We start from the raw sequence: 14,176 nt of genomic DNA on the forward strand, positions 1-14,176 counted from the left end.
CTGGGCCCGACTCCTATGGCGCCGTCACGAGCACGGGACCATTATCGGACCACCTCGTAGACAGTCGTGGGACCACCCGGCGCGCCTTGCCGAGAAGGCCCGGGGACTACATCGGCCAGGGTGTGGGCATCCGCGCCGATGCGCAGCTGGTGAAGGTCTACCATCGCGGGCAGCGAATCGAAACCACGCCACCACCTGGCCAGGTTCCGGTCCACCGACCCGGGCAACTTCCCAGCGATGGAGAGCGCCTACGCTTTGGGGCACATCAGCTGGCTGGCGTGCGCCGGATACGGACCCCATACCGGGATCTACGCCCAGCGGATCCGTCTGTCCGGGCAGGTCAGGCAGTACGGGTGGGTTCAAGAGGCCCTGGACGGGGACGTCCTCGCCGTACCAAGATTCCCTCGATGCTCGCTAAGGCCACCGTGAACACGGCCGCGGTCCTGCCGGTGCCGGCTACAGCCGGAGCGGCCCGGTTCGCCGGCGACCTGTCCGAAGGGCCGGTGCTTCTTCGTCGAATTACTCGAACCGGGGCCCGCCGCATCACTTCAGTGCGGGCGGGCCCGGCTTCCTAGTGGGTCACGGCAGGCCCAGTTCGCGGGCGATCAGCATGAGCTGCACCTCGGTGGTGCCCTCGCCGATTTCAAGGATTTTCGAGTCCCGGTAGTGTCGGGAGACGGGGTATTCGTTCATGAAGCCGTAGCCGCCGTGGATTTGGGTGGCATCCCGTGCGTTGTCCATGGCGGCCTCGGAGCCGATCATCTTCGCGATGGCCGCTTCCTTTTTGAAGGGCTTACCGGAGAGCATTCTCCGGGCCGCCCCGTAGTAAGCCGCTCGGGCAACGTGGGCGCGGGCCTCCATACGGGCGATCTTGAAGGAAATCGCTTGGAAGGATCCGATGTTCTGGCCGAATGCGGCCCGTTCCTTGGCGTACTTCACGCTTTCATCGACGCATCCCTGGGCCGCCCCCGTTGCGAGAGCAGCGATTGCAATCCGCCCTTCGTCCAGGATGCTCAGGAAGTTTGCGTATCCGCGTCCCCGTTCACCGAGCAGATTTCCTTCCGGCACCCGGACATCGGTGAAGGAGAGCGGGTGGGTATCGGAGGCGTTCCAGCCCACCTTGTTGTAGGCCGGTTGGACGACGAATCCCTCGGTGCCGGACGGGACGATGATCGTGGAAATTTCCTTCTTGCCGTTTTCGGCAACGCCGGTGACGGCGGTGACGGTGACGAGGGAGGTGATGTCGGTGCCGGAGTTGGTGATGAACTGCTTGGTGCCGTTGATGACCCAGCAGCCGTCCTCAAGCCTGGCGGTGGTGGCGGTGCCCCCGGCGTCCGTCCCTGCGCCGGGTTCAGTCAGGCCAAAACCGGCAAGTGCGCGTCCGGCGGCCAGGTCCGGGAGCCATTCGGCCTTCTGTTCCTCGGTACCGAAACGGAAGATTGGCATGGCTCCGAGCCCTACGCCGGCTTCCAGCGTGATCGCCACGGACTGGTCGACCTTGCCCAGTTCTTCCAGCGCGAGGGCCAGGGCAAAGTAGTCGCCTCCCATGCCGCCGTGTTCCTCCGGGAACGGCAGGCCGAACAGGCCCATCCCGGCCATCTGTTCCACCACCTCATAGGGGAAGCTGTGCGCCTCGTCGTGCTTGGCCGACACGGGAGCGACGACAGTCTGGGCAAAATCCTGCACGCTGCGGCGCAGGTCCTCATAGTCTTCTGACAGTTCAGACATTTCTTCCTTACTTTCTTGTTGCATGATTCCGGCAACTGATTTATTTGACGAGTACTAATTGGAACTGGCACTAATTGATCCGTAGCCCGCTCCCCTGCCGGCCATGCAATGCGCAACCAGATCGACCACAGCGTGGGGCGCGCCTTCTTCGGCCAATCGGGCACCAATGCGGTCCGCGACAATGGTCGTGCCAAACCGGACTGTGCCCGATAGCCAGAGGAGGCAACCTCTTCGCAGTTCAACAAACCGTGGTGCAATCGCACACCGTGACGTCGCAGGTACTACCAAGCGGAACCGGAAACATGACCGGAGAGTCGGAAATGACGAGGTCCGTCCGGCAGTATAGGTCGAGGTACGTGCGGACCGGGCCGATCGTCGAGGATGTTCGAGTCCCCGTGTAAGCCGATCCGGTGTTTAGTCGGCCGAAAAACCGTCCATTTTGGACAAGACCTGAAGCATGACCTCGTCGGCTCCACCACCGATGGACATAAGACGATGATCACGTAAGAACCTCGCCGTCCAATGCTCTTCCATGTAGCCCAGTCCGCCGTGAAACTGCAGGCATGCGTCGGCGATTTCGCGAGAGAGTCGGCCGACGAGCAGCTTCCCGATCGTAGCCATTCGGGTTGTGTCCTCACCGGCCTCGAATGCTTCGACCATCGACCAGTTATAGAAGCGCATAACATCGAGCCGGGCTGAAAGCTCGGCCAGGGTGAAGGAGATGTACTGGTTGGCGGCCAGAGGACGGCCGAAGACGGTACGTTGCTGCAGATATTCGGCGGTGCGGTCCAGTGCATCCTGGAGGGCGCCCGGCCTGGAATAGCATGCGAACATGCGTTCTACGACGAATTGGCTCATCTGTTGCTGAAACCCACGTCCTGCCTCGCCGATCGTATTCGAGATCGGAACTCGGACGTTTTCGAACTTGATTTCTGCGGTGTCGGAGGAGCGATTACCCAATTTTTCGAGTGATCTGGAGATCGACACGCCGGGTGTATCCATGTCCACGATTATCTGCGACATGCCGCGGTATCCGCCCTCATCCGTAGTGCGGGCCAGCAGGCAGATCCAGTCGGCCTGCGTTCCGTTTGTGATGTAGGTCTTCAGTCCGTTGATGACCCACTCGTCGCCGTCGATGGTGGCTTTGGTGCGCAATCCGGCCACGTCGGAGCCGGCGTCGGGCTCGGTGACGCCGATGGCCGAGACCGTCTCACCTCGTAGGGCTGGGACCAGGTACTTACGCTTGAGCTCTTCAGTTCCGAACTCGTGCAGGGACGGCGTGGACATCATCATGTGCACCCCGATTCCCATTGACACCCCGGCGGAGCGGATGCGACCCAGTTCCTCGGCGGCGATCAGCAGGTAGCTATGGTCCGCCCCGTCGCCCCCGTACTGCGGGTCGTAGGCCAACCCGAACACGCCGAGGTCGCCGAGTTTGCGGAAGAGTTCGTGCGCGGGGAAGCAACCCTTTGCCTCCCATTCGTCCACGTAGGGCTGAACTTCCTTCTCGACGAACGAGGCGATCGTCGACCTAAATGCGTGATGTTCTGACGTGAGCAGCATGAAAACACTCCCAAATATGACTATGCGGTCATGTTGTAGTCTCGCGTATAGCTGGATGTTCCACAAGTGATCGGGGACGGATCCGTAAAATTGTGTAGCCTGCCATGAGCATGGACGGTTCGGCGCACGTACTCTGCCGGCTTGATGGCGCACAGGAGACTTCGGCAAATTTTACTGACCACGACTACACCGATGAATGAGTACGGCCGCAACGCAAACGGGAACGGAACCTATCGCTCTGAGTCCTATCCCGGTCGGGCGGTTGGGTGTCGGTGACCGTGTTCTGATCGGGTTCAGCGGGGCAGGGTGCCTTTCCATGCGTGGCTGGCCATGACGAACGCGAGCATCTCTGCCAGCTTTAGCCGGGGATTCCGCCGAACACTCCGCGGTCGGGCTTGCCCACTCCGACAGCCGTGCGTCTGGCTGCCACGATCACTGCATCGTTCGTGCTCATGTCGAACTACCTGTATCACTCCTGTGATGTGACTGCTTTCTTGCCAGTGATTCGATCGCTGACGCAATATCTGCCGGGTCGGCTAGACGACCCTTCTATGGTGGGTGTCAAGCCATGAGTGTCTGAAGTTGGCGGAAGATCTGTCTGGCGATGAAGAGCTTGAGGCAGCGGCGGATTTCCCGCAGGCTCTTTCCTTCCGCGGTGCGACGCTCGATGTAAGAGCGGGGTGGCGGGGTCTGTGACGCTTCTGGTCCGGGCTATGACGTCCAGTGCGCGGTTGAGCTGCCGGTCACCGTAGCGGTTGAGCCGGTGCCGATTCGTGTTGCCAGAGGACGCCGGGATGGGACTGGCGCCGGCTAAGGCTGCGAAGGCCGCTTCCGAGCGGACCCTGCGTGGTGCGAGTACGAGGCGAGGATGATCGCCGCGGTCACCGGGCCTACGCCTGAGATGTCCAGGATTCCCGGGGCCATGAGCTGGACATGTTCAGCAAGGGCCCGCTGGTTATCCTCCAGCTCCGTGCCGAGGGTGGTGACGGCGGAGGCGAGGCGCCGTGCCTCGGCCCGTGCGACGGCGGCGGCAGCTCCGTCGCCCTGTCTTGCCCGCCAGCCCTGGACCGTCCTGACTTGAGCAGCGGTCAGCGGGGAGCGTGCGTCGATTCCCAGATCGATGGTCCGCAGCAGGGCGGTCAGAGCGTTGCGCGCACCGGTTCGCTGGGTGTCCATCGAGCGCCGCGCTGCCAGAAGGATTCGAAGCGCTTCCCTGAGGCCCTCGGCCCTGGGTCTGACGAGTTCGGTCGTGGCCGTTCCCAAGACGGTCCGGGCGGCGGCGACGTCGTCGATTGCGTCGGATTTGCCATGGGCGCGGCGGGATTGCCGTCGAGGCGGCCTGGCTTCGCAGACAGCGAAGCGCTCCACCTCGAGCAGACGCGTCAGCCTTGCCCCATAGGAGCTCGTCCCCTCAACCGCGACCAGGACGTCCCCGGTCGGAGTGCGGCGCCGTATCCATTCCACAGCCCGGCTCATGCCTGCCCCAGTGGTGGGAAACGTGCTGGTCCCGATCACCGCGCCCGTGCTGGCGGCGAGCACTGAGAATGTGTGGGTCCTGGCATGTGTGTCCACGCCGACGACGTGTGCGTACTGGTCTGCGACTATGGTCATTTGCTTGCTCCTGTCCGAAGAGGTCCGGTCGGAACCAGCCAGGAGGATCACGCCGAGGCAAATCTCTAACGAGTCACGCAGCACCACCGGGGTGAAGCGGACAGCCTTCTATCAAGCCATCGGAGTGGGCCGGCTGCTCCCGGGACCTTCGGGCGGACAGGTCGTCTATAAGACACCGCAGGGCGGGTCAGATATGAAGGGAGTCACGCCCGGCGGTCCCGGAAAGCAGTCTGCCAACCAACCTCGGGCTGGTCACTACCTATTAGAGATATGAAGTGAGGGATGGCCACGTTCTCCGCCCGTCTGGGCCCGGCCATTATCGCCGGGCCGGTCCCGGCAGCGCCGGCTTGGGTGTAATCCGTGGCCGTCTGTGGCAGGCGGCGCTGCGGAGCCTCATCCCCGGCGGTGATGTCCTTTATCCGGACGGGGCCAGGTAACGGCAAAAAGCGTCTTGGGGGGCCGGGGCCTTCTGTTTCACAGGGTCCGTGGGTTGCCATTGACGGCTCCCTTGGCCTGACGGCTCGTCGGGGTGCAATGGTAGTGCCACATGTGAAGTTTGGGAGGTCCCGGCTATGTTTGAGCATACTTTCATCGGGCTGGATGTTCACGCGGTGAACGTTGTGGGCCATGCACTGAACCCGGCCACCGGGGAAATCAGCAGCCACACGATGGCTTCTGACCCGGCCGTGGTGTTGGAGTGGGTCCGCCGGTTCGGGGCGCCCGTCAAGGCCGTCTACGAATCGGGCCCGACCGGGTTCGTCCTGGCCCGCTACCTCCGCGCTGCGGGCATCGATTGCGTGATCACGGCGTCCTCGAAACTGTTGCGGGCCCCCGGGGACCGGATCAAAACCGACCGGCGGGACGCCCGGGTGCTGGCTGAGATGCTCGCGGTCGGCTCGGTCACCGAGGTGCGGATCCCGGACCCCGAGGAAGAAGCGCTGCGGGACCTGTCCCGGCTTCGTTCGGGCACGGCCAAGGACCTCGCCCACGCCCGCCAGCACGTGAACGCCATCCTGCTGCGCCACGGCATCCGCTACCCCAAGGACAGCAGATGGACGCGGTAACACGGGCTGTGGCTGCGCCGCCAGCGCTTTGAGGAACCGGCGCTGCAGTTCACTTACGAAGCCGATGTAGAGCAGGCCGAGATGCTCGCAGTGCACCTGAAACGGATCGACAAACAGGTGACCGTGACGGCCGCGGCGTGCCTGTACGGCCCGGTGATCGACGCGTTGATGTGCCTGCGGGGCATCCAGATCACGACCGGGTTCGGGCTGGCCGTGGAGATCGGGGACTGGACCCGCTTCACGGGTTCGTCCATCGGTTCCTACTTGGGGCTGGTCCCCAGTGAGGACTCCTCGGGCCAGTCCCGGCATCAGGGTCCGATCACGAAGGCCGGGAACACCTATGCCCGAAAACTTCTCATCGAAGCGGCCTGGCAGCACCGGCGCCCCTACGCCCGGCCCGGGGAACGGCTGCTGCGCCAGCTCGACCTCGTCGCCCCGGCAACGCGGATCCGCGCCCTGGAAGGAAACCACCGGCTCCACCACAAGTGGGTAGTCTTCGATGACTGGCACAAAATGTCAGTCAAGGCCAACACCGCGATCGCCCGCGAGCTCACCGGCTGGTGCTGGTCTCTGGCCGCCCCGCTCCAGCAAGGAGAACGCATGAACGCGGCCTGACCCCGAACGTGCCTCCGGGACGTGGTGAACATGCGATGGCAGCACGCGGAGCTAACTCGAGATGACGCTATGAGCAGACGCATCACACCCGTCGACGCTCGATTCTAGACACCGATAACGCTCCAGCCGAACACATCGTCATGCGGTACCAACCCGCGAATATCAACCTGACACTGCCCAGTCGAAATAAGACTCGCCAACACCTTCACCACGACCGGCCGGCACACGATGAGCGGCCCCCAGGAAACCAAAATCCAGGAGCCGCTCACCGCTGCCTCTTGACAACCGGACCTACATATCAGCGTCCCGCTGGAATGCCTTTTGATGGATGCCAGCGGGTACACGGCTGTCCGGCTGGCCGTCCCATGGCGGTGAGTTTGGCGCCAACGATCGCCTCATCGTTATTGCTGGTAGGGGTCATGCTGATAATCCCTCGACCCCCGCGCCGCGTGACTCGGGTATTGTCTGAACGTCTCATTGGAATGCCTTCCGCGCCTCCTGGTGCTTCGCCTGCTGTCCGGTAACGTGCTCAGGCGTAGCTGATGCACACGACTGCCCTGGGCCGGATCCGGTGTTGTGCTGCGACTCAGCCGCCATTCGTCTCAGGGCCGACGACGGCCCCACCACAGAGGATCCGATTCGGGTTGTCGACAAAGATCGTCCGAATCGTGTCGTCTCCGTGGCCGGCGGCACGCAACTCCGGGATGACTCTTGTCGGAATCAGCTCATAGTTCCAATGGGGCGTCAGTTTCTCGTACGCTCGACGTCCATAATCGTCGCGGAAATGTTGCATCGAGCACGCCGCATCGTGGCTGACAACGACCTGAGTTGCGTAGCCGGCAGTTAGCATGTGCTTCAACGTCGACGTATAGTCCTCATACTTGCGGACGACGTCCGCGCCGATTCGATCGAACCCTACGAACGCCCCCAGATCACAGGCCCATTTCAGGTAATCCAGGTCGTCAGATTCTCCTGCGTGTCCAAGCACGACGCGCGTGAGGTCAACGCCGCCCTCTAGCAGCATCCTGACGGCGATTCGACCCGCGTCTGCGGTGCCGTTCGTGTGAACCGTGATTGGAGCACCGGTTTGTTGGTGAGCGTCAGCGACCGCTCGGGCGATCCGCTGCGTCGCCGGGTTGTCACTCTCGACAACCATCTTGATCATCCCTGCCCGCACGCCAGAGTCTCCGACGCCGTTCACGATGTCTTCGATCATCATCGCCGTGATCGGGTCGTCTCCACCCAACAGGGTCCCGGGACCTCGGAGTGCGAAGTACCGCGGCACTTCATGCATTGCATAGACACCGGTGGACACAACGATGTTTATCTTCGTGCGGCGGGCTAGTTTGGCGATGCGGTACACGTTGCGTCCGAGCCCTAGCACGGTGCAATCGACCAGAGTCGAGAACCCAAGGTCACTCAAACGATCAAGTAGTTCGACGGCGTGTTCTAGTTCCGCCTCCTCGTTGAATGTTTCTGGGTGCTCTGCGTAGTGCTCGGCATTCATAGTGAATATGTGCTCGTGCATGAGCGTCGCTCCGATTGCGTCACTGGCAATCGGTCCTGCTGCCGTCATGATGCTGCTTTTTGCGTTCATCGTTCTTTCCTCAATCCAGCCGGGGCAATAAACTCGGTGATCGGCTCGCCGTCCTGCGGGTCAATCTGGAGCTGCAACGGGAGCCCCAGCGCAAGATTGACTGCTCGCCAATTCACGACCCTGGAGATAAGCCGGGGTCCCTCCACCAACTCCACGATGGAGACGTTGTAGGGGACCTTGTCGCTGAATTCGGGGATGGTCGAACGATGGTAGGTCACCCAACTGATGAGGCTCGCAGCCCCAGACGCGAGTTCCCATGCGTAGTCTTGCCCAAGGCACTCTGGGCATCGATGGCGGGGCGGAAGCCAAACGTGAGCACAGAGCATGCAGCGTTGAAATCGTAGCTCGCCGTTGCGGAGGTAGTCTGCAAAGACGACATCGACGCCACTCGCGGTTTCGAGACCTACGAACATGATGCCTCCAAGATCAGTGTTGAATGGGTGTGCATCACGCCGCCCTGGCCACTTACGATTACCGTGGAGGGGTTTTCCACCTGTGACCAGGACTCGCCGCGCATCTGGCGCACTCCTTCCACTACGAGTTGCCCGCCAGGCATCCCTGATTCCGACAACAACCCGCCGCTCGTGTTCATTGGAAGCGTCCCGTCCAGGTCCAACGCTCCACTAGCCGCAAATGGACCGCCCGACCCGCGTTCGCAGAAGCCATAGCTTTCAAGGGTCATCAGCGAAGTGATGGAGAAGCAGTCATAGATCTGCGCGAGACTAATGTCCGCGGGCGCGACTCCTGCCATCTCAAACGCCGCGGCCGCAGATTTTGCGGCCAGCGTGTCGGTCAGCTCGGGCCGTTGCTCGATACTCCACGACGTGTGTGCTTGCCCGAAACCGAGAACAGGCACCGGTTTGCGCGCACCGAGCTGTACGGCAGTGGCGCGTGCAGTCACGATAACCGCAGCGCCCGCATCCGAGATGAGGCAACAATCACTCCGCCGTAGAGGATCGACGATGAATCCCTCGGCCTGATGCTCCTCTACAGTAAGAAGCTTCCGAAGCTGGGCCCCGGGATTGCTGGCACCGTACTTGCGAGTTACGGCGGCAATCGCGCCAAGCTGAGCGCTCGTGGTGCCCCACAACTCCATGTGCCTTCGGGCGACCATCGCATAGCCAGCAGCGATCCCAGACCAACCAAACCTGGAAGAGTCTCCCCATTCGCGGTCGTACGGTCTTTTACCTGACCGCGGAATGTCGCCCATCACGACAACGGCAATGCTGCACATCCCTGCGTCGATCGCAAGCGCCGCCATGCCGATCATGCTGACCATCGACGCGCCGCCCTGGTCCACAGACATCGCGACCCGGGGCGCCACCCCGATTGACTCGCTAACTGCCTGACTGAACATGCTGGACGGAGCTGAACTTGGCAACTTTGCAAAGACTCCATCAATGGACCGTGGGTCAATGCCGGCATCCGCAACCGCCCCGGCGATCGCATCTGTGCAGAGCGAAAGTGGAGTCGCGCCCTGGAGGTTACCCGAAGGTGTCATCGCTGCGCCGATAATTGTCGCGCTCATCGGATTATCCCATCGGCCATCAGCTGATCAATTTCTGACGCGGTCATCCCGAGAGAAGCACTCAACACCTGGCGAGTGTCCGCCCCAAGCGCATGGCTGGCTTCAATCGGTACCCGCTCCTCTCCCTCGAAGCGAAGCGGCGAGTGCGGGACAACTACGTCGCCGTAGATCGGGTGTTGCAAGTCCTGGAGTGCCCCTCTGGCACGAAGACTCGGATCTGCAAGCACATCGGAGAGTTCGCGCACAGGACCGGAAGGAACACCGCTTCTCCTCAACTTCTCAAAGACTTCATCTCTGGTCCTGGTGCGAGTCCATGACTCAACTAGCTCGTCGACTTCGTCCATGTGGTCGATACGCGCGGCGGCTGTGGCGAAACGCGGGTCCTGGCAGAGCTCGGGCATGCCCATAAGTTCACACATCGAAACCCAATGCCGCTCCGCCACGACGATGATCGCGACGAAACCATCAGTTGTCGTGTAGACGTTGTAAGGGCTCACAGCGAGACCCCCATGACGATTTGCCGTGCGCGGCGATGGTAGTTGCACTTCGTCATACAGCATTCCGATGTTCGAGGCCATCGAAGGAATCACTGAATCAAGCATCGCGATATCAAGGTGTGCGCCGTCCCCCGTTCGCCGCTGGCGGAGTAGCGCCGTGATAATAGCCGCATAAAGGTGAATTCCGCCAGAGAAGTCAGCTACAGCGGGTCCCGCCTTGACGGGTGGGCGATCGGGAAAACCAGTAATCGACATAACGCCTGACATGGCTTGAATAGTCAGGTCCATTGCGGGAACGTCAGACAATGCACTTACCTGCCCGAACCCACTACCTGACGCATACACGAGGCGGGGGTACTTTTCTCTCATCGCTCGTGCGCCAAGCCCAAGACGCTCCGCGGCACCAGGTCGAAAGTTTTCAACGAATACATCCACGTCCGCCGTAAGTCGAACGACGATCTCGCGTCCCGCGGGCGTTCGCACGTCGATCGCTAGGCTCTTCTTATTGGAATTCAGCATTGCGAATGGAACGCCATGCGAGCGGGATACCTCTCCGCGAGCACGGAGGTGCTCGCCACCGATGGGTTCGATCTTGATGACTTCGGCGCCGCTCAACGCCATAAGTAGAGTGGCATACGGCGCATTATAGATCTGTCCCATATCGAGCACACGAACACCTTGTAATGGAAGTTCCGGCATTTTCTCTACCTTCCGCCAAACACTGCGGGCCGACGTTCGGCGAACGCCTTAGGCCCCTCAACTGCATCTTCCGAAGTCTGGAGTATCCGTTGCAGCACCTGTTCCAGACGCAACCCGGAAGCCAGGTCCATTGACCGTGACCTAACTGCTAGCTCCTTTGTGGCCTGGACAGCCAAGGGTGCATTCGCAGCAATCTGTCGAGCGATCTCAAGGCTTCTCTCCATTAGTCGGGCCCTGTCAACAACCTCATTGATCAGCCCCCATTCGAGAGCCTTTGACGCATCTATGGGCTCGCCAGTGAGAAGCATCTCCATTGCTCTGGGGTAGGACACGTTGTCGATTACCCGCTGTGTCGCCCCATTACCCGGTAGAACACCACGCTTCACCTCGCTGAGCCCGAACGTCGCATCGTGGCAGGCTATCCGGATGTCAGTCGCAAATAGCATCGTCAGTCCCCCGCCAAGACAGTAGCCATTAACGGCGGCAATAACTGGCTTCCATATCTCCAGTCCGCGGTTCAGCAGCTGATCCTTTTGGGTAAGCCATAAGTCATGCAGTTCGGGTGGCGCGGGAACCAGGTCCTTCAGGTCCGCACCAGCAGAAAATGCCTTTTCGCCGGCCCCTGTTATTACAGCAACTCGAATCGCATGATCATCACGGACACGGATCCATACTTCCGACAACTGCTTGTATGCTTCTGCGTCGAAAGCATTCATTCGTTCCGGACGATTCATCACGATGGTGGCGATGCCGTCGTCTGAGACGGTCAAGTCGATACTCAAGTGTCTATTTCCTTTCATTGTTCGGCTCGCCGGTGTAGAGAACGCCAGCGGTCTGACGATCGAGATCCTCTGCTGCCCCCGACCATCGGATAGTGCCATCGCGGAGAACATGGAGCCGATCACATGCGCGTTGAGCCGCGGAGAAGTTTTGCTCAACTAGGAGAACAGTCAGACCGCTGCCGCGGAGGGTGATAAGCGCTTCGACTAGTTCATTGACCAACTTCGGGGACAACCCCGCCGTTGGTTCATCCAGCATGAGCACTCGAGGACGGGATATGAGCCCTCGGCCAACCGCGAGCATCTGGCGCTGTCCCCCAGAAAGGTTTCCAGCGAGTTCAGCAGCACGGCCCCTGAGTGCGGGAAATAACTCCAGCACCTCGCCCATCGCATTCGCGAAGGACGTGTCCTTCGTCCCTGTAGACCATGCCGCGCGAAGGTTCCGTTCGATGGTCATTTCGGCGATGACTGCGTGAGTTTGCGGTACCAGCGCGACACCGCGTCTGCGAAGCGTCGATGGGCGGTGCTGGCGTCGTTTCACACCGTTGAATGAGTACGAACCGGTGATTGGCAGGTGACCCGCTAATGCCAGAAGGAGGGTGGTCTTTCCGGCGCCGTTCGGTCCAAGGATCCCTACGCTTGCACCAACAGGTACGGAGAAGGAAACATCCCTCACAGCCACCGCCTGTCCGTAGTACGCGGACATGCGGTCGACCGCCAGTGCTTCATGAGACTTGATCTGCTCGCGCACTAAAGATTCCATCACTCCCCCAAATATCGTTCTCGGACCACACTCGCGCCAAGCACTTCGTATGAAGTGCCTTCGAGGAGCGGACGTCCCATATCCATCGCGAGCACGCGATCAGCGAGTGCGCGCACTTGATCGAGCTGATGCTCGACAAGCAGCACGGCTGTTCCGGAGTCGCGCAACCGCGCGATCTCGACTGCGAGCACCTCTTGTTCAACAGCCGACAAGCCAGCAAAGGGCTCGTCGAGCAAGGCGATTGCGCTACCGGAGTAGATCACGCGCGCGACCTCGACCAATCTCTGCTCGCCAAGGCTGAGGGAACTCGCAGGCGTTCCAGGAGACGCTCTTACCCCGACCTCCTCGAGCGCCTCGCATGCACGCGCAAATCGATCGCGAGACCCCTTCTGTTGCGCAGGACCCCCGAAGGCTTCGAACCAACGTTTGTAGACCAGTTGCCACAGTGATCCAAGGCACACGTTCTCGGCCACCGTTAACTCCGGCACGAGGCGCGGCGTCTGAAAGGTTCGACTGATGCCCACTGATACCCTTCGACGCGAGGGTAGCCGTGTGAGGTCAGTCACGGACCCACGAGACTGCAACTCGATTGACCCGGATGAGAGCGGCACGAAGCCCGTTAGGGCGTTGATCAACGTGCTTTTCCCGGCACCGTTGGGACCGATGACAGCGATGATTTGTCCCGAATCGACATCCAAGTCGATGCCTTCGACAGCAACATTGCCCCCGAAGTTGACGCTAACGCCGCGCGCTCTAAGTTGAATGGTGTCGCTCATAAGCGCACGAGCTCCTCTCGAGGCGTCGCCCTATCTCTTCTCAGGTAACTGAATGGGTTTAGTTGCCGTAGGCCGCCCGGGAGGAAGAGACCAACCAGCATGAGCACAGCACCGTAGAACACCAGCCGGTAGTCAGCGAATCCGCGGAAAAGTTCGGGGAGAGCTATGACCACGACCGATCCGAGGATCGGGGCGAACCGCCAGCCACGGCCACCAATGATCGGTATCGCAATCAGTTGAATAGCTACAGCTAAAGAGAACTGATCAGGACCGGCGTAACGGACCAATTGGACCGCAAACATCCCGGCGATCGTCACTGGAATCGAGCTAATCGCCAAGACGATCATTCGAATGGAACCAATCGAGAGTCCAAACGACTGCGCAGCGACCGGGTCGTATGAGGTTGCCAGCAGTGCGTGGCCTAAGGGAGAATCCCGGAGCGTCGCCTGGAAGAAGTATGCGATGACAAGCACTAGCGCTGCCGTGACGATCACTTGTTGCGCGCCCTCAAACCCGGGAAGACCACTCCGGAGGATCCCCGATATACCCGAATACCCGCCAGTGAGTTCGGTCGCAGTGACGATGACCACTGTAGAGATCATCGCGACCGCGAGAGTCACTATCGCGAAGTAGTATCCGGCGATTCGCAGCGTCACCAGCGCAATCAAGATCGCAACGATTACAGAAAGCACAATCGGCAGGAGAACGACCACTGGTCCTGGCGCCACCGGCGCTAACCTGGCCCAACCGTATGCCCCGATCGCGAAGAACGTCACATGCCCCAGCGACACCAACCCGCTGTAGCCAACGAGAACGTTCAAACCGATTCCCGCCAGTGCGAAAATAGTTGTCAACCCAAGCACTTGTTGCTGGAACGAGCCTAAAAAGTAGGAACTAACCAGGATGACCACGAAGAGGCCGATCCCCTCGGACAAATACCGCAGCTGTAATGGCAT

13 protein-coding genes and 1 pseudogene are annotated in these 14,176 nt (G+C 60.9%); 3 read left to right on the plus strand and 11 right to left on the minus strand.

What is annotated here, in order from left to right:
* The first annotated feature begins 407 nt into the window (after window positions 1–407).
* Window positions 408–575, plus strand: coding sequence for a hypothetical protein (locus AU252_RS23705; RefSeq protein ID WP_157768903.1), 168 nt, complete (start codon window positions 408–410; stop codon window positions 573–575).
* Between the two features lie 4 nt (window positions 576–579).
* On the opposite strand, the gene AU252_RS00840 is transcribed toward AU252_RS23705, so the two are convergent.
* The 3 genes and pseudogenes from AU252_RS00840 to AU252_RS00850 form a co-directional block, all read right to left on the minus strand.
* Window positions 580–1,728 carry an acyl-CoA dehydrogenase family protein gene (locus AU252_RS00840; RefSeq protein WP_058929103.1) on the minus strand — a complete coding sequence of 383 codons (1,149 nt, stop codon included), beginning with the start codon at window positions 1,726–1,728 and terminating at the stop codon, window positions 580–582.
* Between the two features lie 414 nt (window positions 1,729–2,142).
* Entirely contained in the window at window positions 2,143–3,291 is a 1,149-nt protein-coding gene (locus AU252_RS00845) for an acyl-CoA dehydrogenase family protein (RefSeq protein WP_058929104.1), read from the minus strand.
* Window positions 3,292–3,852: 561 nt separating this feature from the next.
* Window positions 3,853–4,902: pseudogene (locus tag AU252_RS00850) on the minus strand (IS110 family transposase).
* 572 nt (window positions 4,903–5,474) lie between these two features.
* Between AU252_RS00850 and AU252_RS24365 the strand changes: the two are divergent.
* Window positions 5,475–5,966: an IS110 family transposase gene (locus AU252_RS24365; protein WP_240484284.1), complete on the plus strand. Its 492-nt coding sequence runs from the start codon at window positions 5,475–5,477 to the stop codon at window positions 5,964–5,966.
* A gap of 81 nt (window positions 5,967–6,047) precedes the next feature.
* Window positions 6,048–6,581 (plus strand): transposase, encoded by a 534-nt coding sequence (locus tag AU252_RS24370; RefSeq protein WP_240484285.1) that lies wholly within the window; start codon window positions 6,048–6,050, stop codon window positions 6,579–6,581.
* Between the two features lie 586 nt (window positions 6,582–7,167).
* On the opposite strand, the gene AU252_RS00865 is transcribed toward AU252_RS24370, so the two are convergent.
* Genes AU252_RS00865 through AU252_RS00900 form a run of 8 tightly spaced genes read right to left on the minus strand, consistent with a single transcriptional unit; the run spans window position 7,168 to window position 14,176 of the window.
* Window positions 7,168–8,178 (minus strand): phosphotriesterase family protein, encoded by a 1,011-nt coding sequence (locus AU252_RS00865; RefSeq protein ID WP_058929106.1) that lies wholly within the window; start codon window positions 8,176–8,178, stop codon window positions 7,168–7,170.
* On the minus strand, window positions 8,175–8,591 hold the full coding sequence (locus AU252_RS24375; RefSeq protein WP_058929107.1) for a Zn-ribbon domain-containing OB-fold protein: 417 nt from the start codon (window positions 8,589–8,591) through the stop codon (window positions 8,175–8,177). Before AU252_RS24375 ends, AU252_RS00865 begins: the two co-directional genes overlap by 4 nt.
* Window positions 8,582–9,706: a thiolase family protein gene (locus tag AU252_RS00875; RefSeq protein ID WP_157768904.1), complete on the minus strand. Its 1,125-nt coding sequence runs from the start codon at window positions 9,704–9,706 to the stop codon at window positions 8,582–8,584. The genes AU252_RS24375 and AU252_RS00875 overlap by 10 nt, the downstream gene beginning before the upstream one ends.
* The gene (locus tag AU252_RS00880) at window positions 9,703–10,902 is read right to left on the minus strand and encodes a CaiB/BaiF CoA transferase family protein (protein ID WP_058929109.1); all 1,200 of its coding nucleotides are present in this window, start codon (window positions 10,900–10,902) and stop codon (window positions 9,703–9,705) included. The genes AU252_RS00875 and AU252_RS00880 overlap by 4 nt, the downstream gene beginning before the upstream one ends.
* A 5-nt stretch (window positions 10,903–10,907) precedes the next feature.
* Window positions 10,908–11,684, minus strand: coding sequence for an enoyl-CoA hydratase/isomerase family protein (locus tag AU252_RS00885; protein WP_058929110.1), 777 nt, complete (start codon window positions 11,682–11,684; stop codon window positions 10,908–10,910).
* 4 nt (window positions 11,685–11,688) lie between these two features.
* Window positions 11,689–12,432, minus strand: coding sequence for an ABC transporter ATP-binding protein (locus AU252_RS00890; protein ID WP_058929111.1), 744 nt, complete (start codon window positions 12,430–12,432; stop codon window positions 11,689–11,691).
* An 11-nt stretch (window positions 12,433–12,443) separates the two neighbouring features.
* Window positions 12,444–13,220, minus strand: coding sequence for an ABC transporter ATP-binding protein (locus AU252_RS00895; RefSeq protein WP_058929112.1), 777 nt, complete (start codon window positions 13,218–13,220; stop codon window positions 12,444–12,446).
* Complete coding sequence (locus AU252_RS00900) at window positions 13,217–14,176, minus strand: branched-chain amino acid ABC transporter permease (protein ID WP_058929113.1); 960 nt, start codon at window positions 14,174–14,176, stop codon at window positions 13,217–13,219. Before AU252_RS00900 ends, AU252_RS00895 begins: the two co-directional genes overlap by 4 nt.

The sequence above is a fragment of the Pseudarthrobacter sulfonivorans genome, assembly GCF_001484605.1.
GTDB classification, from domain to species: domain Bacteria; phylum Actinomycetota; class Actinomycetes; order Actinomycetales; family Micrococcaceae; genus Arthrobacter; species Arthrobacter sulfonivorans_A.